The sequence below is a fragment of the Ponticaulis sp. genome (assembly GCF_029210165.1).
GTDB lineage: Bacteria > Pseudomonadota > Alphaproteobacteria > Caulobacterales > Hyphomonadaceae > Ponticaulis.
The window spans coordinates 1,559,901-1,579,488 of the sequence record NZ_JARGNT010000001.1 but is presented as its reverse complement, the minus strand read 5'-3'; the positions used below and the strand labels follow the sequence as shown (position 1 = coordinate 1,579,488).

Here is a 19,588-nt window from a genome sequence, read left to right as displayed (position 1 = left end):
GTTTGAAGATTGAAGTCAGATCGCGAGTGAAAAGTTACACGTCACGTGGTCTGGCGGCGGCCATGGCTCTGGCCATGTCGTGATGTACTGACAAGGCGGGAAGGCCAGTTCTACAGCTTCTTCAAAAACAATGGATACGCGCACTTCAGGCACAAGATAAGCCAGTGCGCAGACAATCACACGAGCCAGATGGCTCGCCAGTATTTCGGCGCGTTCAAAGTTCTCGATAGTCGTCTGAAGCCGGTCAAACAGCTCGCCCAATGAGATGAGGTCACAGCCTTGAGTTGGCTCTGTGAGAACCTCTGCTTCATGAGAGCAAACAGCACAGCCCTGAGCGCGCTCTATGCGCACCGAAGGTGCGCGAGAGCCAACCAAGCGACCAGCCCGTTGCCAGATGGGCATACGCATGGCGTTTGCCGCATAGGTGAAACCGGCCCGCTCCAGCTGGCTCGAGGCCAGCATGCGCACATAAGAATGAAGCATAGCGTCGGTTGAGATCACCATGCGTACCAGGTCACGCGGCGCGCGCGTTTCACCAGACGCCTGCAGCCGCATGCACCAGGCATACAGCCGCGCAAGGTTCAGCCCGATCAGCTGGCCGATGGTCAGCGAGGTGTAGTCAGGGACAGATGATGGCGCGGGGATCATGCCCCAATTCTAGGGTGGCATGTGGTGGGGTTGGATTAGTTTCCCTCTGGTGCAAGGCATCGGATTGCCGCTGCTCAGAAGGCGTGGACAGCCCTAGAGCGCCAATAACCTAGAATTTAATATACATAAATGTATTCTTAAAATTGCCGGCGGTCGCTTAATTCCCTCCGGAGCAATGCATCGAAAACGAGGTAATAATGTCAGAGCTCAAATCACTCTTCCCGCAAACAAAGCGACGTATCATGGATTTGGTCGCTGAAGCGGGCATCGATATCTCTGATTGGCCCAACTTTAAGGGTGGAGCAGCTAAAGCCGCAGCGAATCCCAAGTACTGTTACGAATGGGCTTATGTTGAGCCGGGAAAAGTTATTGCAATAAACTTGTGGCACGCCAAAAGCATCGAAGATGATGGCCAAATTTATCAAATCAACAATTTCCGCAAGGAAGCCGCTGATTTCAAAGCCTTAGGAAAAGGCTCATGGTCTGGACGAGCCAAACGACTCGATGAGGCGCTACACACCGCGGTGCGGGATAATCTTCCTATCAGAGTAATTTGGCTCGCAGGTGATCGAACAGATTACCACGTTCCTGGCGCAAAACCCGCTAAAGTGAATTTACGTGAGCTCGACACAGAACTTTGGACACTCGCAGAATACAATGTTTCCACGGGCGCCAATAAGCTAGTGAGAGGAACTCTTTCCTCGCCCTACATTGATCAATTCTCAATAGATCAACATGAAAAGGGAGCAGGAAAAAGAACTTCCACGATGGTATCATCATTCGTTCGAAGTCCAGAGGTTCGCCGACAAGTGCTCAATCGTGCCAAAGGGCACTGTGAGTATTGCAACAAAAGAGGTTTCGATACTCCAAGCGGTTCAGTTTACCTCGAAACTCACCATGTTATCCCTCTAAGCGAACAAGGCGCCGATACCGTCTCAAATGTAGTTGCCTTGTGCCCGGACGATCATCGTCGCGCGCATTTCGGAGTCAATCCAGAAAAATTCCAAGCAGAGCTATCCGAAATCGCTTCAAGAAAATTGGCATGAGATGCAACATTACCCCTCTCGAGAAAGAGGAGTGCAGCCCTAATTCGGCTTGGACGTAATCACATCCTGAAGCGGGATTTCAAACTGGCGGTTACAGAACTGACAATCGGCTTCAAAGACGTCTTTTCCAGTCTCTTCGGCCAGTTCCAGAAGCTCGTTATCCGGCAGGTTTTTCATCGTTTCAACGAGGCGTTCTTCCGAACAGGTGCACTCATCGCGCACAGGACTAGGCGCTTCCATGCGCACACCATCTTCGTGGAAGAGACGGTAAAGCACACGGCCAAGTGACAGATCAGGGTCGAGCAGCTCGGCATCCTCAACGCTCTGGAAAAGCACGCTGGCTGTGTTCCACTGGTCTTCGGTGTCGCCGCGATTTTCATCGCCTGCAACTTTCTGGATCAGCGCGCCGCCAGCCTGCCAGCTTGCGCCTTCGCCTGCCTTCTGAATTTCACCTACAGCGAGACGGACCTTAGTTGGCACCTGCTCTGAGCGGTCAAAATAGTGTTCTGCGCATTCGGCCAGCGACGTCCCGTCGAGCGGCACGACACCCTGATAAGGCTGTACGAATTCATTGTCTGAAATCACGGTGATGGCGAGCGCGCCATTGCCGAACACCTGACGCGGGTGCGGGCGGATCAGCTCATCCTTATTCACGCGCTCTACAAGAGCCCATTTTTCTTCGTCATAGCGCAGCATGCCACGCAGGCTGCCGCGCGTGTGATATTCGGCAACCATCAGGCTGACAGGGCCACTGCCCTGCGCCTGCACGGCCACGCGTGCATCTTCTTTCAGGCTTGCACCGATCAGCACAGCAAGGGTGAGCGCCTCACCCAGAAAACGGGCGAGTTCGTGCGGATAGTCGTGACGGTTCAGAATTGCGCCAATCACCTGACCGTCCATGCGCGTGATACGTCCGCGCACGGCCTGCTGGTCCAGCTGGAATGTTGCAACGCTGTTTGCGCCTGTGCCGAGCTCGTCGGCCAGATGGGTCAGGTTTCCAGACACCATTTCAAAATTGCCTTCTGTGCATGAAGCCGGTTCTCAGCTTCGTCAAAAACCGCAGATTGCGGCCCGTCAATCACACTGGCTGAAACTTCTTCACCGCGGTGCGCCGGGAGACAGTGGAGGAAGATAGACCCTCCATTGGCCGCGCCCATTAGCTGGTCATCCACCATGAAGGGTGCAAGGTCTGAAAGACGTTTATCTGCATCTTTGTCGCCCATGGAGACGAAAGTGTCTGCCACGACGACGTCTGCGCCGGCTACGGCTTCGGCCGCAGAGGTAAAGACGTCGATGCGGCCCTGCTCTGCGCGGGCAGCCTCAATACGGTCTTGCGGTGCTTCATAGCCGACAGCTGTGCCAACTGCGAGCGAGAAGCCGAATTTCGGCGCAGCATCGATAAAGCTCGCGCAGACATTATTGCCATCGCCCACCCAGGCGATACGCGCCCCCTTCAGGTCGAGGCCTTTTTCTTCCAGCGTCTGCAGGTCTGCCATGATCTGGCACGGGTGAGACTTATCCGTCAGGCCGTTAATGACCGGCACAGAGCCCGTCTCAGCGAAATCGACAACATCCTGATGGTTGTTCGCTCGGATCATGACGATATCGACAAAGCGGGACAGAACCTTGGCCGTGTCTTCAATCGTCTCGCCGCGACCGAGCTGCATGTCTGACGAGGTCATGAACATGGTCTGGCCGCCAAGCTGGCGCATGCCGACATCAAAGCTCGTACGGGTACGCGTGGAGCTTTTCTCGAAAATCATCGCAAGGATATGGTCGGCGAGCGGCGCGCCCGCATCGACCTTGCCCTTCGGCCAGCCCTGACGCGCGGCTTTTGTGGCCTTCGCGTCATCCAGAATGGCTCTCAGCTCGCTGGACGGAATGTCAGCGAGATCCAGAAAGTGCTTCATTTAGCTCTCCTGAGCTTTGGCCTCCGTCAGGCAGGCATCAAGAATGTCGATAGCTTCACGGATATCAGCATCCGTAGCGATGAGAGGCGGTGCAAGGCGCAGAACATTGTCGCCCGCAACGCCGCAGAGGAGCTTTTTCGCGCGTGCCAGCTGTTGAACCGGCTTTGGTGCAGACTTCAGCTTCAGGCCCACGAGGAGACCTTTGCCGCGCACGTCTTCAACCATATCAGGGTGACGGTCTTTCAGGCTTGCGAGGCCCTGCTGCAGATTGCTGGCCGTGCGGCGAACGCCTTCAAGGAAGCCTTCGGACATCATTTCGTCGAACACGACATTGCCGACAGCCATCGCCAGCGGGTTACCGCCATAGGTGGAGCCGTGAGAGCCAGGACGCATGCCCTTGCCTGCTTCTTCTGTGACGAGGCACGCACCGAACGGGAAGCCGCCGCCAACGCCTTTAGCCACAGCCATAATGTCCGGATCAGCTTTGCCGTCTGCCCATTGGTGCGCAAACAGTTTGCCTGTACGGCCCGCGCCGCACTGGACTTCATCATAAATGAGAAGCGTGCCGGTCTCGTCGCACAGCTCGCGCAGGGAGACGAGGCAATGTTCAAGAATGCTGCGCACGCCGCCTTCGCCCTGTACCGGCTCGACCAGAACTGCACATGTGTCTTTCGTGATAGCCGCTTTCAGCGCGTCATGGTCGCCGAATGGCAGCTGGGTGAAACCCGCCATAGGCTCGCCAAAGCCTTCCAGATACGCCGGGTTGCCGCCTGCATTGATCGCCGCGAAAGAGCGGCCATGGAATGCGCCGGAGAATGTCAGGATTTCCTGACGGTGCGGCTCGCCATTCACATAGTGATATTTACGGGCTGTTTTCAGCGCGCATTCGATCGCTTCTGTACCGGAGTTGGTGAAGAAGACCTGATCGGCAAATGTGTTCGCGCAATACTTCTCGGCCAGCTCTTCACCAGCCGGTACGCGGAACATGTTTGATGTGTGCCAGAGCTTGTCTGCCTGATCTTTCAGAGCGGCAACCATTTTAGGGTGCGCATGACCAAGCGCGTTCACCGCGATGCCGGCAATGAAATCGAGATACGCCGTACCGTCTTCAGTATACAGTCGCATGCCTTCACCTCGCACGAAGACTTCTTCTGGCGGGGCGTAAACGGGAAGCATGGCTTCGCGCATGACATGTACTCCTGAATGCTGAGAGGGCTCTCCTGCCCTGTTGAAAAAGAAGCCGCGTCATTACCTTAATTGCGCTATTCTGGTCAATGGAACGGCTTTGTTGTCATGAAATGATCACAACTGCAGATGCGACTAGTTGAAGAGTAAAGCGTCACAAGCGCAGTTTTCCCGCTGAAATGTATTGAAACTTCAGGAATTCACGTAAAGATGGCTCCGACGAAGCCATAAATTTCCAGAATCTGAATTCTGTTCATATTCCAGACATTTGGCACAGTGCACTAAGGTGCCATCGCTGTTTAAGGGTCCGAAGGGGGACATTATGAAAACGACTATCGCGCTTATCGCGTCTACCGCACTTATCTGTTCAGCTGGCGTAGCAAACGCTCAGGACTTCACACTCGAGCCAGGCTTCGGCTCTGTCAGCCTCGAAAACGGCTTCACACCAGATCCGTACGACGTTGATCTGGTTTCTGGTGGTTCTATCGACGCTGCTACAATCGGTTGCGCAGGCATGATCGCCAACGCGCCTGACTTCCGCCTCGACTACATGGCTGGCGATATTTTCCCACTCATCCTGTCCGTCACATCCAGCTCTGACACGACGCTTGTTGTGAACATGCCAGACGGCAACTGGGCGTGTGATGACGACAGCGCGGGCGACCTGAACCCGATGCTCGAATTTACCCAGCCTATGTCCGGCCAGTACGACATCTGGGTTGGCGCATTCGGCGGCGGCAATGAAGAGGCAACACTTCACATCTCAGAAATCATGGCTGGCGCGTCCTATGGCGGCGGTATGCCTGACTTCTCGCTCGACCCGACATTCGGTTCGGTTGACCTTCAGTCCGGGTTTGAGCCTGATCCATATAACGTTCAGCTCACATCTGGCGGCGGCATTGACGCTGAAGTTGTTGGCTGTGCTGGTATGATCGCAACAGCACCTGATTTCCGCCTCAACTATGCGGCCAGCGATATCCTGCCGCTCATCATCTCTACAATGTCTTCCGACGACACCACTCTGGTGATCAACCAGCCGGATGGCAGCTGGATTTGCGACGATGACTCCGGTGAAAACTTCAACGCGTCTGTCAACATCGCCTCTCCGATGAGCGGCCAGTACGACATCTGGGTTGGCAGCTTCTTCGGCGACAATCAGCCAACAACGCTCTCTATCTCCGAGCTTTACAGCAACTAAGCTGATCGCATGACCAAACAGGAAACCGGCTCACTCAGGTGGGCCGGTTTTTTATTGCCTGCATTCAGTACAATTCACGCTTGCCAGACACGCCAGCTCCATGTTCAGAATTTAACCTGACCGGTAGGGTAGCAGGGGGCTGCCTTCCTTAAGGGGGGAATCTCATGGATTTTGGTACAGCGGTTGGTCGCTATTTTTCAAACTATTTCAACTTTCAGGATCGCGCGCGACGTGCCGAGTTCTGGTGGCCGGTCTTGATGCAGTTTATCATCTACTTGGCGATGCTCGCACTTACCAGCCTCTTCGCGATGCTTGGTGATATTGGAGTGATGCTGATCTGGATCCCGATGATTGTGTATTGGCTATTCGGCCTTGCTTGTATCATCCCCAATCTCGCTGTGGCGGTGAGACGCCTTCACGACAAGGATATGAGCGGCTTCTGGGTACTAATTTGGTTAGTTCCGCTAATCGGCTTTCTCTTCCTCCTTTTCCACTTTGTCACCGAAGGCACGCCGGGCCCGAACAAATACGGCCCGAGCCCGAAAAACCCGGCGCACGACGTTTTCTAGGCCAGGCCTCACCCAACGGTATGGCTTGCCAAACGGCGCCCCGGGTCTAGTCTTCGCCAAAACGAAGATCAGCCTCGGGGAAACGCCATGAGCGAGCAGCGCATCACCTACACAATCGAGAACGGCATTGCGGACGTTAAAATGGTCCGCACGGATAAGATGAATGCGCTCGATGATGCGATGATCAGCGCGCTCATCGACACAGCAGCAGAGCTGGAAAACCACCCGGAAGTGCGCGTCGTGGTACTGTCCGGTGAAGGCCGCGCCTTCTGCGCAGGTCTCGACACCAGCAATTTCAAACGTACTGCAGAAGGCAATGGTGGCTCGGCCACTGTGAAGCATGGCGGCGGTCTTGCCGATCGCACGCATGGCATTGCCAACCGCGCCCAACAGATCGTCTGGGGCTGGCGCAATCTGCACGCACCCGTCATCGCAGCAGTTCACGGCATCGCCTTTGGCGGCGGCTTCCAGCTGACACTCGGCGCAGATATCCGGTTTGTGCATCCCGAAACCAAGCTCTCCATCATGGAAGCCAAATGGGGCCTCATTCCGGATATGGGCGGCACACCGGTCATGCGCGCTATCGCGTCCGAAGACATTCTGCGAGAGCTATCTTACACCGCGCGCATTTTCTCCGGCGAGCAGGCCAAGGAATACGGCTTCGCAACGCATGTGTCTGAAAGCCCATACGATGACGCGATAGCATTGGCGCGCGAGATCGCAGAGCGTTCCCCGTCGTCTGTGAAACGCTCCAAGAAAATGTTCAACGCCCTATTCGACGCGACCGACGCTGAAGCACTTCTGACAGAATCTGTTCTGCAGGATGAGATCATCGGCAAGCCTAATCAGGTCGAAGCGGTGAAAGCAGGCATGGAAAAGCGCGTCGGCAACTTCTCTGATACGTCCGACTAACCAACTGTAATTTATATACATATCCGGCGGTCTGTAACGTTACACTGCGTTACGTTACCGTTATTTACTGCACTTCGGTGTAGTGAACCCCGTATCAAATCCCTTCCGGCCCGCGGCATTGCTTCGGGCCGCCAGATCAAGGGATGGAAGAATGATACGAACAAGCGCCATTGCGCTGCTGGCGGGCCTTACCTCTGTTTCGGCCTATGCTCAAACTGCAGACCTCACAGACGATGAGAACCGGCTTTCCACGGTGGAGGTTCATGGCCGCGGTCTTGAGCTGATTGGCGAAGCGCAGGCCGCTTCACAGGGCGTCGTCGGCTATGCTGATTTTGAAGACCGCCCTCTTTCACGCGCTGGCGAGCTTGTTGAAGTTATTCCAGGCGTGATTGCCACCCAGCACTCAGGTGAAGGCAAAGCCAACCAGTTCTTCCTGCGCGGTTTCAACCTTGATCACGGCTCAGACTTCTCAGCCGTTGTGGATGGCGTGCCGCTTTCCATGCGCTCGCACGGGCATGGGCAGGGCTATCTGGATCTGAACCCGGTCATTCCGGAACTCGTTGAGCGCGTAGACTATCAAAAAGGTCCATATTTCGCTGATACAGGTGATTTCTCCGTGGCAGGCGCGGGCACATATACGCTCTATTCCGAACTCGCTGAGAATTTCGTCGAACTGAAAGTTGGTGAAGACGGGTATCTGCGAACGGTGGGCGGCTATTCAACGCCATTGTCAGAGACAACCTCTCTCCTCATCGCAGGCGAATTCCAGAACTATGACGGCCCATGGGAAAACGCGCAGGAGGTCGAGAAGATTAGCGGCCTGGCGCGCTTGTCTGGCGATTTTGGCACATGGAATTACACCCTCACCGCAATGGCGTATGACAATAATTGGGTCTCCAGCGAGCAAATTCCCCTTCGCGCCGTTCAATCCGGTCAGATCAGCCGGTTCGGGTCTCTCGATGATGATCTGGGCGGAGATGTCTCCCGCTATAGCCTGTCAGGCCAGCTCGGCTTCGATCACGGCGATGGCGCGTCCACAGAGATTTCTGCCTTCCTTGTCGACTCCTCTTTCAGCCTGACGTCCAACTTCACCTATTTCCTTGCCGATCCGGTGAATGGTGACGAATTCCACCAGTTTGACGAACGTACGATTATGGGCGGCTCAATCCGACATGAACGGGAATTGAGTGACCGCCTCGAGATTCATACGGGCGCGCAGCTACGCTATGACGATATTTCGGACGTTGGCCTGGAGCTCACGGCAGGCCCGACCGTGTTGCAGACGGTCAATCGCGGTTCGGTTGAGGAATTCAGCCTCGGCGTATGGGGTGAAGCCGAATACCATTTCACGCCAACGCTGCGTGGCTCATTCGGCCTTCGCGCAGAATATTATGATGGCGAAGTCACCGCCGATATCGTGCCACAAAACTCCGGTTCGATCGACGATACACTCGTGACGCCCAACGCATCTCTGGCCTGGCGGGCCAGCGATCATGTCGAACTATACGCCAGCTATGGCCGCGGCTTCCACACCAATGATATTCGCGGCACCGTGATCCAGACCGATCCGGCAAGCGGCCAGCCCGCCACTCAGGCACCTCTATTCTCTGAAGGCGAAGGCTATGAGCTGGGTGCACGTTTCGAACGCGGCGACTTCAACCTTTCAGCCGCCCTGTTCACGCTGGAGCTCGACTCTGAACTGATCTTTGTCGGCGATGCTGGCACGACTGAAATCAATGATGCCACCACACGCACAGGCGTTGAGCTGACCAGCTTCTGGCGCGCGAATGACTGGCTCACCCTTGATGCCAGCGCAGCCTTCACCGATGCGGAGTTCAATGTGTCTGGCCCTGATACCGCCATTCCGAATGCAGTTGAAACCGTGTTTGGCGGCGGCATGCATCTCGATTTCGAACCATGGGTATTCACCGCGCGTCTACGCTATCTGGGTGAAGCGCCGCTGATCGAAGACAGTTCTGTCACCACCGATCCGACGACCATTCTGAACCTTGGCGCCAACTATACCTGGAACACTATCGACTTCGGTCTTGAAGTTCTGAATGCCCTCGACGCGGAAGATAACGACATCAGCTATTTCTACGAAAGCCAGCTTCAGGGTGAAGCCAACCCGGTCGAGGATATTCACTTCAAACCCGTCGAGCCCCGTCAGGTTCGCTTCAGAGTGCGGTATAATTTCTGAGGCTTGCCTGACGTCCCTGCCGGCTTCGGGCTGCCTTCCCCGGAGCCGGCAATCATCGAATAATTGCAGTTATTTAATTATATAAGTGTAGCCAACTATCGACAAATGAAAGGCATGACGATATGACTAGCGCTTAGCCACCACTTTCCTCCCGAGCTCGTGCATGGGAAGACTCAAAGGACCAGCCCTTCGCAGGACTGGTCCCTTTTTTTGTTCGCTGAATGGGGTGACGATCAGGCTTTGAGTTTGTAGCCGATTTTGAACAGCCACCAGACAAATGCGCAGGTCACGAATGCAAGGCCGCCGGTGACCAAGACACCTGTCATGATGTTGGAGTTCGCGACGCCAAGGAAGCCATAGCGGAAACCGTCAATCAGATAGAAGAACGGGTCCCAGTGAGCGAGCGTCTGGAACGGCTCTGCCAGAACCTTCACGTCGTAGAATGTACCGGACAGGAAGGTCAGTGGCACGATCACAAAGTTGGTCACAGCCGCAAGGTGGTCGAATTTATCGGCCCAGATACCGCCCGCCGCGCCAATCGCGCCAAGAATAATGCTCGCCATCATGGAGAACCAGATGACCGCCCAGATATGGGTGATGGACAGAGACGCAAGACCAAGGATCTGGATCGCAATACCCGTAACGAGACCAACCATAATCCCGCGCGTTGCAGCACCGGCGACGAAACCGAGCGTCAGCTCGAGCGCAGACAGCGGCGGCATGAGAAAGTCGACTGATGTGCCCTGCACTTTTGAAATCGTCAGAGAGCTCGCCGTATTCTGGAAGGCGTTCTGCAGGATGGACATGATGATCAGGCCCGGCGCCAGGAAATTCTGATAGGCGATGCCTTCAAAATCTCCGGTCAGTTCGCCGCGATTACCAAAGGCAAGCTTGAAGACTGTCATCAGAAGAAGAGTAGAGACGGCAGGTGCAAACAGGGTCTGCATCGCCACTTTGATAAAACGCCCGACTTCGCGCTTATACAGCGTGAACATTCCGAGCCAGTTCCAACCGGCAAATCGGCGAGGTTCAGCGTAGCTCATGGTGTCAGCCCCTTGGTTTCCGTCAATCAGGTCCAACACATAAGGCTTTCGGACGAGAATGGAATGGCCAGAACACCCTGCTCATATGAGTTCGCGTTAATTGACCAGATAGGTTTCCTCGGTTTTCCACATGCAATTGGTTAATTTTGCCCACTAGATGTGGATTAATCATGTTCTCCACAGATCATGATATTGTGTCTCCCGCCTCAACCTATACGATATGTGGGGAAGGCTAAGGTTAACAAAGTCTCAACGCTACTACATATTGATTAACAAAACTGACTTTCAGGAGGCGGATGATGAGTTGGACAGAAGAGCGGGTGGAACAGCTCAAGAAACTCTGGACCGAGGGCCATAGCGCCAGCCAGATTGCCAACCAGCTTGGCGGTGTCACACGCAATGCCGTCATCGGCAAAGTCCACCGGCTAGGCCTCTCAGGTCGCGCGACGCCGTCACGTCCGGTTAAGCGCCCACCACGTCTGGCAAGGCCAAAACCAGCGCCGCAGCGTGTCGAGCGTCCAGTGACAACGACACCAGAGGTCGCGGCACCACAACAGCAACAGCCAACAACGCTGCCAGCTGTCGCAAAAACAACAGAGCCGCTTGATCCGGTGAAACTGGCGAATGGCGACTTCGCAAGCGTTCTGAACATTCGCGAGTCCATGTGCAAATGGCCAATCGGCGATCCGATGGACAAGGATTTTGCATTCTGCGGTCGCGCAGCCTCCGGCGGCCCTTACTGCGCAGAACACGCAAAAGTCGCGTTCCAGCCGAAAAAATCGCGCACACGACGCGAAGACGGCCAACGCGCCGCTGGCTAACAAAAAATCGGGAAGACCAGATCCCAAACCAAAAACACCGCGCCAGAACGGCGCGGTGTTTTTTTTATGTAGTCCCCGACCGGAGGCGTGGAGAACATCCGGTCGGGGCATCACTCAAACCTGCTGCTCAGGGCCACGTAGAGCGCGCCCCTTGCATTTGGGGAAGGTCAGGCAGGTTTAAGCGACGTGTCGGTTTCGTCCGAAGTATCCGCAGGCGTTTCGCTGGCTTCTATGCCGGCAACAGCTTTGCGGATCGCCCCCAGACGGGACATGGACTGATAGCCTTCCGGAAGGAAACGGTCAGCGTTCAGACCTGCCAGCTGCTGGTGCACAGTCTCGGTGACGTTACACACAAAGAGCAGGCGCTCTTCATCATGGGCGTCTTCCGAAATCGCCTCGACAGCCCGCGCGGCTGATACGTCCACGCTATCAATACCGCCGAAATCGAGGATAACCGCCTCACGCCCATGCACGTTCTCTCGAACGCGGTGGGACAGGTCAGCCGCCGCACCAAAGCTGAGCGGACCGGAGAATTCGAACATTTGCAGGCGGCTGCCAGCTCGCTCGAACAATGTCTGCTCTTCTTCGTTCAACGCGACTGGTGCATTGCGATTGATCGCTTCGAGCTGTTGCTGAGCAACCGAGCGAACAAAGGCGAGCGCCGCGAGGAACACACCAAGACCCACGGCTGTGATCAGGTCAACGAACACGGTGACGACAAGCACAAGCGCCATGAGCACGAGGTCCCAGCGAGGGCCTTTATGCGCACGCTTGATGTAAGCGACGTCGATAATATCCCAGCCAACCTTGATCAGAATGCCTGCCAGAACAGCGTGCGGGATTGCCCGCGCAAGCGGAGCAAGTGCCACGACAACCGCGAGCAGCAGAATGGAATGCACCATGCCGGAAATACGGGTCTTACCGCCCGTCCGGATGTTCACCATGGTCCGCATGGTTGCACCCGCGCCCGGAATGGCACCAAACAGACCCGCAATAGAGTTACCAATGCCCTGACCGATCAGCTCGCGGTTAGACTCGTGACGTGTGCGTGTCGCATTGTCTGCAACAAGGCTCGTCAGAAGACTGTCAATCGCGCCGAGCAGAGCCAGAATAATCGCCGCTTCGACGACCAGGAAGGCCGCGGATCGGTCAATATTCGGAACGACTAGCGAAGGGAAGCCGACGACGAGGTCTTCACCAATGATCGGAACCTCGAGCAGCATCCCCGCAAGCGTGCCGATAACCAGCGCAGCCAGCGCACCCGGAATGAACTTGCCAATCGCTTTTGGCCAGAAGAACACGATGCCCAGTGTCAGCAGGCCAAGACCAAGCGCCCCGAAATTCGGGTCCGCAATCGCCGCCGGAATAGCTTCCATCGCGGCGATCGTACCGCCGCCATCCGGTTCAGACCCGAACAGGCGGCTGGCCTGCAACAGGATGATGATGACGCCGATACCGGTCATGAAGCCCGAAATCACAGGGTATGGCACCAGGCGGATATACTCACCAAACCGCATCACTCCGAGCAGGATCTGGAAGATACCTGCCAGAATGACCGCGGCAAAGATGATGCCAGCCACTTCAGGGAATGGCGCGCCCGCCTGACGGCTTACTTCACCGGCGAGACCCGCAAAGACGACAACCATCGGGCCCGTCGGGCCGGTGACCTGTGTCTGCGTTCCGCCGAAAAATGCTGCGAAAAAGCCGGTAAAAATAGCGCCCCAAAGGCCCGCAATCGGGCCCGCGCCGGAAGCTTCACCAAACGCCAGCGCGAGCGGCAGAGCCACCACGCCAGCTGTGATCCCGCCATAAAGGTCGCCCTTTATGTGGGAGAAATCGAAGTAATTTTTCATGCCAGCCCCTATTCCGCTGCGACGTGAGCGTGCTCAGGTAGGTGCTCGCGCACCATGTCAGCGTAATAGTCGGCCACCGGCTCGAAGCGCTGCGTCTCTTCATTCCAAGCGGTCACGTCACCGGTTTTGATGTCATAGACCCAGCCGTGCAGCTTCACGGAGTTCGTTGAAAGACGCGCAGCCACGTAAGGGTGGGTTTTCAGGTGCTGCAGCTGAAGCAGAACATTTTCCTGAATGAGAAGGTGCATACGCTCCTGCTCGGACATGCCCTCGCCTTTCTCTTTCACAACCTGCCAGGCCGCGCGCGCATAGCTCAGCCAGTCTTTCACGTGTGGCAGCTCGTTCAGCGCCTCGAGGTCTGTAACGCCCTTCATCGCGCCGCATTCTGTATGACCGCAAACGATGATGTGAGGGACTTTCAACGCCGCGACCGCATATTCGATAGACGCAGTCATGCCGCCCGTATGCAGGGTATGCGGCGGCACGATATTGCCGGCATTGCGACAAATGAAGAGCTCGCCCGGCTCTGTTGATGTCATAAGGTTCGGGCTGATACGGCTGTCAGAGCAGGTAATGAACAGGGCTTCCGGAGACTGACCGGAGCTCAGCTCTTCGAACAGAGCCTGACGTTTTGGATAGGACTCGCGTTGAAACTTCACAACGCCGGCAGCAATCTTAGGCATAGCTTCTCCTCTTCGCGCGGGTGCGCGGATTTATGATGTATTTTTCGGGAAGGAACGGATTCCGGGCGGGACGTATCAGCCTTGCAGGGGCAGGGGCAGGCGCAGATGCACTTCACCCGTTAAGGGCGACAGGTCTCGGTTTTCGGAATCTAAGAGGTCGTGATCAGACAGGATCACGCTGGGATGCAGGGTGGGCACGACGACAAGGCGCAGCCATGAGTTCCCCGTTTATCATGACGATAAACTTGGCACATTCACCACGTTTGACAGACGTACAAAAAGACAAGTGTCACCCCGTTCCCAATGGAATGAAGATAACAAAAAGCCCCGCACCTTCAATACATTGAAAAGAGATGCGGGGCTTTTTCTGATAACATCAGGATAACATTTTCGTCAGACCTGCTGAGGTGCTGGCGCCGGACGCTGTTGCGGCGGTGGTCCCTGTTGAATCTGGAAGTTCATCAGCGTGCCAGTCACTGTTTTACGCAGTGAAGACAAGAGCTCTGAGAAGAGCGCAAACGCTTCAGATTTAAACTCGTTGAGCGGGTCACGCTGACCATAGCTGCGCAGGTGAATAACAGAACGAAGCTGATCCAGCTGCTGCAAGTGTTCGCGCCATTCCTTGTCCAGAAGCTGGAGAAGAATTTGCTTTTCGAACCAGCGCATACGGTCCGGACCCATTTCAGCTGCACGTGCAAGGAAGGCTTCATCAGCCGCTGCTGACAGACGCTCGATGATTTCTTCGTTCGCCACACCTTCTTCGGATGCCCACTCGCGGATTGGCGGTGTGATGCCGAAGATTTTGTGCGTTTCCTCGATCAGGCCATCAATGTCCCACTGCTCGGCGTAGGTTTTAGGCGGCATCGCCTCATTGACGATGTCCTCAACCACATCACGGCGCATTTCGGTAATGGTGTCGCTCACGTCTTGAGCCGTCATGAATTCGATTCGCTGTTCGAAGATCGCTTTACGCTGGTCATTCGTCACGTTGTCGTATTTCAGAAGGTTCTTACGGATTTCGAAGTTACGTTGCTCGACCTTTTTCTGGGAGGTCTCGAGCGCCTTGTTCATCCATGGGTGAACAATGGCTTCGTCTTCCTTGATACCAAGGCGACGCATAATGGTGTCGAGACGTTCGGCTGCGAAGATGCGCAGAAGATCGTCTTCGATAGACACGTAGAATTTCGAACGACCCGGGTCACCCTGACGGCCTGTACGACCACGAAGCTGGTTGTCGATACGGCGACTCTCGTGACGCTCTGTACCCAGAACGAACAGACCACCGGCATCCAGTGCCTTCTTCTTCGCTGCTGCAATCTCGTCTTTCAGACGGGTTTTCAGCTGCTCGTGCCTACCATCTTCAATTTCCTGACGGATCTGCTCGAGCACTTTATGCTCAACGCGCTTTACCACCTTATCGCGCAATTCCGGCGGTACATTACGCATGATCTGGTCACGGCTTGCCGCGAGCGCTGGCGTCTTTTCAATAATGCGGCCGACTTCTTCCTGAAGCTCGGTCTGGAACTCGGCCTGCAGCTGGTCCTGACGACCTGCCAGAAGTTCTGTCTCCATGCGCATTTCAAGGTTACCGCCAAGCTGGATGTCCGTACCACGGCCAGCCATGTTCGTTGCAACCGTAATCGCGCCCGGCATACCGGCTTGCGCAATGATCAGCGCCTCACGCTCGTGGTGACGGGCGTTCAGAACCTGGTGCGGAATTTTTGCCTGAGCGAGCAGTGTAGAGAGAAGCTCGGACTTCTCGATAGACGCTGTACCGAGCAGAACCGGCTGACCACGCTGATGGCAGTCACGCAGCTCTTCGATGATCGCTTTGTATTTCTCTTTCGCCGTGCGGTAGACGACATCATCGTCATCGATACGCTGGATCGGGCGGTTCGTTGGAATGTCGAAAACGCGCAGACCATACGTGTCCATGAACTCGTCGGCTTCTGTATCAGCCGTACCGGTCATGCCCGCGAGTTTCTTATAGAGGCGGAAATAGTTCTGGTAGGTAATAGACGCGAGCGTCTGGTTTTCCGGCTGGATCGCCACGCCTTCTTTGGCTTCGATCGCCTGGTGCAGACCTTCTGAAAGGCGGCGGCCTTCCATCATACGGCCTGTGAACTCGTCAATCAGCATGACCTGCTTGTCTTTGACGATATAGTCCTTGTCGCGCGTGAACAGCTTATGCGCACGCAGCGCCTGGTTGGCATGGTGAACAATGGTGATGTTCTGCGGGTCATACATAGACCCTTCCATGAGGCCAGCCTGTGTCAGCAGGTCCTCAATGTGCTCGTTACCTTCTTCAGTGAAGACGATAGAGCGCTGTTTCTCGTCGAGGTCATAATCCTCGTCGACCAGCTGAGGGATGATCGCATCAACCTGACGGTAAAGATCAGAACGGTCATCTGTCGGGCCGGAAATGATCAGAGGCGTACGCGCTTCGTCGATCAGAATGGAGTCGACCTCGTCCACGATACAATAATTGTGACCGCGCTGAACCATATCGGTCAGGGCGTATTTCATATTGTCGCGAAGATAGTCGAAACCGAATTCGTTGTTCGTGCCGTACGTGATGTCACAAGCATAGGCGTCACGGCGCTGGCGATCATCAAGACCGTGAACGATCGTGCCGGTCTTCAGACCAAGGAAGCTATAAACCTGGTTCATCCACTCTGCGTCACGGCTGGCGAGGTAATCATTCACCGTGATGACGTGAACGCCCTTGCCTTCGAGGGCATTCAGATAAGCGGGGAGCGTTGCGACGAGAGTTTTACCCTCACCTGTACGCATCTCTGCAATATTGCCCGAGTGGAGGACCATGCCGCCAATGAGCTGTACGTCGAAATGTCGCATACCAAGGGCACGCTTCGACGCCTCACGCACAACGGCGAACGCTTCTTCCAGAATGTCGTCCAGCGTCGCGCCATTGGCGAGTTTTTGTTTGAATTCGGCGGTTTTACCCCGGAGCGCACTATCAGAAAGCGCTTCAATTACGGGCTCCATCGCATTGATCCGCTGAACGCGCGCCCGGTAGGGCTTGATCTGACGCTCGTTCGAGGATCCGAATAATTTCTTTGCAAGTTGAAGCATAAATCAAAACCAGTTCGTCGCACTTTCCGCTTGGATAGCACGCACATCTTTACATACTCTGCACACGAGCGGGGATTTGACCTCGACCCTGCGATGAGCATGACTTAAGTAGCCTATAAATTGGTGTCAATGTAGATGACCTGCAAGCAGGAAAGACAGACGCGCATGCAACGTACGATTTTCGCCGCTTTATTCGGCAGCCTGCTGCTCACAACAGCCGCATGTGAACAAAACAGCTCCGACCCGGCAGGTGTCCCGATCCGTGTCAGCGCTGCCGTTGCCGCCGTTGTTAATGGTGAACCTATCTATGCCACTGATGTTGAACTGGAAGCCGTTGCGCAGGGCCGGGTTGATGTCGGCACACGTCTTGAAACCACCGATCCGGTTTTCGCCGATATTCTGAAACAATTGATCGACCAGAAACTGCTTGCGCAGGAAGCTCTCTCTCGCGGTCTTCATCTGGAAGAAAACGCCCAGCATCGTCTGCAGGCTGCCCGCGAACGTATTCTCGGTAACATCCTGATCGAGAACCTCGTTTCCGCTGAAGTCGACGATGCAGCCATTCTGGAAATGTACGAAGCGCAGACGGCCCTCCAACAGCTTGGTGAGGAAGTCCTGATCCGTCACATTCTGGTGGAAACCGAAGAAGAAGCAGACGAGCTTTATCAGGAGCTGCGCGGCGGGGCGGAATTTGCCGAGGTCGCGTTTACCCACTCCATCGACAGAAGCTCAAGCGCAGAAGGCGGCCTGCTCGGTTATTTCCTGCCCGAAGAATTTTCCGCGCCTTTCCCGTCTATCATCAACCGCACAGCGGTTGGCGCAATCTCGTCTCCGTTCGAGAGCGACCTTGGCTGGCACATCATAAAAATTGATGACCGCCGCACAGAAGCGCCGCCGACATTCGATGAAACCCGCCCGATGATTGTCGAGTTTCTGACCCTCAGCGAGATCAGCACTGTTCTGGAGCGCCTGCACAACCGCGCCAGCATCGAGACCGTTATCGAAGACCCTGAGATTGGTGTTCGAAACTTCAGCGATGCACCGGAATCGCTCGATGACCTTATGGTCGAGGATGAAATGCCGTCTGGCCTTCCGCTGGCAGACGAATCTGAAACTACTGATGACACAGCTCCAACCACTGAGGCGACTGAGTGAAACTGACACGCTCTCCGCTGGCTCCGGAACGGTTTCCGGACCTGCCTGACATTGATGGCGTACACGCCGCGACCTTCTCGCTTGGCATGTACAAGTATCAGCGCGACGATCTGCTGATCGTCCACTTTCCGGAAATCGCCTCCTGCGGCGGGGCCTTCACCCGCTCGCTGACGCGGTCTTGTGACGTGGACTGGTGCCGTGAAGCGCTGGAAACATCCGGCGGCAAAGCCTCTGCACTCGTCGTCAATGCGGGTAATTCCAACGCCTTCACGTTTGAAAAGGGTGTTGCGAAGAATGAAGCGACGCTGGACGCGTATGAAGCCCTCACCGGTATGCCGCGTCATGAATGCTATATCGCGGCCACAGGCGTCATCGGCGAGCCAGTCAGCCCGGACCTGATCGCGCAGCATCTGCCTACACTCTGGCCAACCCTTCAACCGGGCAAGCCATGGCTGGAACTGGCAAAAGCCTTCTCCACGACGGATACGTTCCCGAAAGGTGCTGGCAAGCAGATCGAAGTGGCTGGCCGGACGATTTCCGTCGCAGGTATCGCGAAAGGCTCCGGCATGATCGCGCCAAACATGGCAACCATGCTGGCCTACATTTTCACAGATGCGCCACTCACGCCGGAACAATGCCAGCAGATCACCTCGCGCCACACAAATGCGAGCTTCAACTGCATTACCGTTGATGGCGACACCTCGACATCAGACACGGTCATGCTCTTCGCCACAGGCGCTGCGCCGATCAGTCAGGCCGCATCCGACGAAGCCTTCGAGCAGATTTCTGACGCGATCGGCGAAGTCTTCATGGACCTTGCCCACCAGATCGTACGTGATGGTGAAGGCGCATCAAAATTCATCGGCATCGAAGTTACCGGCGCGGTGAACGACAATTCCGCCAAAACGATTGCCTGCGCGGTCGCTAACTCCCCGCTCGTCAAGACGGCCCTTGCTGCAAGCGATGCGAACTGGGGCCGTATCGTTATGGCGGTCGGCAAATCGCTGGAACCTGTTAACAGGGATAAACTTGTTATCGAGATTGGCGGGGTTCGCGTTGCCCAGGGCGGCGGACGCGCGGAAAGCTATGACGAAGCCCGCGCAATGGCGGCTGTTTCCGGCGAAAACATCGAGATTACGGTGGATGTCGCCATGGGTAACGGACGCGCCAAAGTCTGGACCTGCGACCTCACTCACGGTTACGTAGAAATTAACGGCGCGTACCGAACTTGAAAAGATTAACGCAACCCCCCTTTACGATTTACTGTTAGAA

At 55.6% G+C, this 19,588-nt stretch carries 16 protein-coding genes; 8 read left to right on the top strand and 8 right to left on the bottom strand.

All coding sequences use genetic code 11. From position 1 onward, the window contains the following. Window positions 1–15 precede the first annotated feature (15 nt). Window positions 16–648 carry a hypothetical protein gene (locus P1U45_RS07790; protein WP_301058556.1) on the bottom strand — a complete coding sequence of 211 codons (633 nt, stop codon included), beginning with the start codon at window positions 646–648 and terminating at the stop codon, window positions 16–18. Between the two features lie 197 nt (window positions 649–845). Between P1U45_RS07790 and P1U45_RS07785 the strand changes: the two genes are divergently transcribed. Then, on the top strand, window positions 846–1,694 hold the full coding sequence (locus tag P1U45_RS07785; RefSeq protein ID WP_301058555.1) for an HNH endonuclease signature motif containing protein: 849 nt from the start codon (window positions 846–848) through the stop codon (window positions 1,692–1,694). Between the two features lie 39 nt (window positions 1,695–1,733). Here P1U45_RS07785 and P1U45_RS07780 read toward each other — a convergent pair whose 3' ends face one another. The 3 genes from P1U45_RS07780 to P1U45_RS07770 are packed head-to-tail and all read right to left on the bottom strand — an operon-like array spanning window position 1,734 to window position 4,792. After that, the gene (locus P1U45_RS07780; protein WP_301058554.1) at window positions 1,734–2,702 is read right to left on the bottom strand and encodes an Hsp33 family molecular chaperone HslO; all 969 of its coding nucleotides are present in this window, start codon (window positions 2,700–2,702) and stop codon (window positions 1,734–1,736) included. Beyond that, entirely contained in the window at window positions 2,684–3,604 is a 921-nt protein-coding gene (gene argF / locus P1U45_RS07775; RefSeq protein ID WP_301058553.1) for an ornithine carbamoyltransferase, read from the bottom strand. Before argF ends, P1U45_RS07780 begins: the two co-directional genes overlap by 19 nt. Further along, complete coding sequence (locus P1U45_RS07770) at window positions 3,605–4,792, bottom strand: aspartate aminotransferase family protein (protein ID WP_301058552.1); 1,188 nt, start codon at window positions 4,790–4,792, stop codon at window positions 3,605–3,607. Between the two features lie 319 nt (window positions 4,793–5,111). Here P1U45_RS07770 and P1U45_RS07765 point away from each other — a divergent pair, with 319 nt between their 5' ends. The 4 genes from P1U45_RS07765 (at window position 5,112) to P1U45_RS07750 (ending at window position 9,668) form a co-directional block, all read left to right on the top strand. Then, on the top strand, window positions 5,112–5,987 hold the full coding sequence (locus P1U45_RS07765; RefSeq protein ID WP_301058551.1) for a hypothetical protein: 876 nt from the start codon (window positions 5,112–5,114) through the stop codon (window positions 5,985–5,987). A gap of 164 nt (window positions 5,988–6,151) precedes the next feature. Next, window positions 6,152–6,556 (top strand): DUF805 domain-containing protein, encoded by a 405-nt coding sequence (locus P1U45_RS07760; protein ID WP_301058550.1) that lies wholly within the window; start codon window positions 6,152–6,154, stop codon window positions 6,554–6,556. Between the two features lie 87 nt (window positions 6,557–6,643). Then, complete coding sequence (locus tag P1U45_RS07755; RefSeq protein WP_301058549.1) at window positions 6,644–7,468, top strand: crotonase/enoyl-CoA hydratase family protein; 825 nt, start codon at window positions 6,644–6,646, stop codon at window positions 7,466–7,468. Between the two features lie 151 nt (window positions 7,469–7,619). Then, on the top strand, window positions 7,620–9,668 hold the full coding sequence (locus P1U45_RS07750) for a TonB-dependent receptor (protein WP_301058548.1): 2,049 nt from the start codon (window positions 7,620–7,622) through the stop codon (window positions 9,666–9,668). Between the two features lie 233 nt (window positions 9,669–9,901). On the opposite strand, the gene P1U45_RS07745 is transcribed toward P1U45_RS07750, so the two are convergent. After that, on the bottom strand, window positions 9,902–10,711 hold the full coding sequence (locus tag P1U45_RS07745; protein WP_301058547.1) for an ABC transporter permease: 810 nt from the start codon (window positions 10,709–10,711) through the stop codon (window positions 9,902–9,904). Between the two features lie 299 nt (window positions 10,712–11,010). Here P1U45_RS07745 and P1U45_RS07740 point away from each other — a divergent pair, with 299 nt between their 5' ends. Further along, on the top strand, window positions 11,011–11,532 hold the full coding sequence (locus P1U45_RS07740) for a GcrA family cell cycle regulator (protein WP_301058546.1): 522 nt from the start codon (window positions 11,011–11,013) through the stop codon (window positions 11,530–11,532). A gap of 167 nt (window positions 11,533–11,699) precedes the next feature. On the opposite strand, the gene P1U45_RS07735 is transcribed toward P1U45_RS07740, so the two are convergent. The 3 genes from P1U45_RS07735 to secA all read right to left on the bottom strand — a co-directional run bounded on the left by P1U45_RS07735 (window position 11,700) and on the right by secA (window position 17,161). Further along, window positions 11,700–13,385: a SulP family inorganic anion transporter gene (locus tag P1U45_RS07735; protein WP_301058545.1), complete on the bottom strand. Its 1,686-nt coding sequence runs from the start codon at window positions 13,383–13,385 to the stop codon at window positions 11,700–11,702. An 8-nt stretch (window positions 13,386–13,393) separates the two neighbouring features. Continuing rightward, complete coding sequence (locus P1U45_RS07730; RefSeq protein WP_301058544.1) at window positions 13,394–14,068, bottom strand: carbonic anhydrase; 675 nt, start codon at window positions 14,066–14,068, stop codon at window positions 13,394–13,396. Between the two features lie 393 nt (window positions 14,069–14,461). Further along, complete coding sequence (gene secA / locus P1U45_RS07725) at window positions 14,462–17,161, bottom strand: preprotein translocase subunit SecA (protein WP_301058543.1); 2,700 nt, start codon at window positions 17,159–17,161, stop codon at window positions 14,462–14,464. A 165-nt stretch (window positions 17,162–17,326) separates the two neighbouring features. Here secA and P1U45_RS07720 point away from each other — a divergent pair, with 165 nt between their 5' ends. Beyond that, window positions 17,327–18,316 (top strand): peptidylprolyl isomerase, encoded by a 990-nt coding sequence (locus tag P1U45_RS07720; RefSeq protein WP_301058540.1) that lies wholly within the window; start codon window positions 17,327–17,329, stop codon window positions 18,314–18,316. After that, a complete protein-coding gene (gene argJ / locus P1U45_RS07715; protein ID WP_301058539.1) occupies window positions 18,313–19,548 on the top strand; it encodes a bifunctional glutamate N-acetyltransferase/amino-acid acetyltransferase ArgJ in 1,236 nt (411 codons plus the stop codon). Before P1U45_RS07720 ends, argJ begins: the two co-directional genes overlap by 4 nt. The last annotated feature ends 40 nt before the right edge of the window (window positions 19,549–19,588 follow it).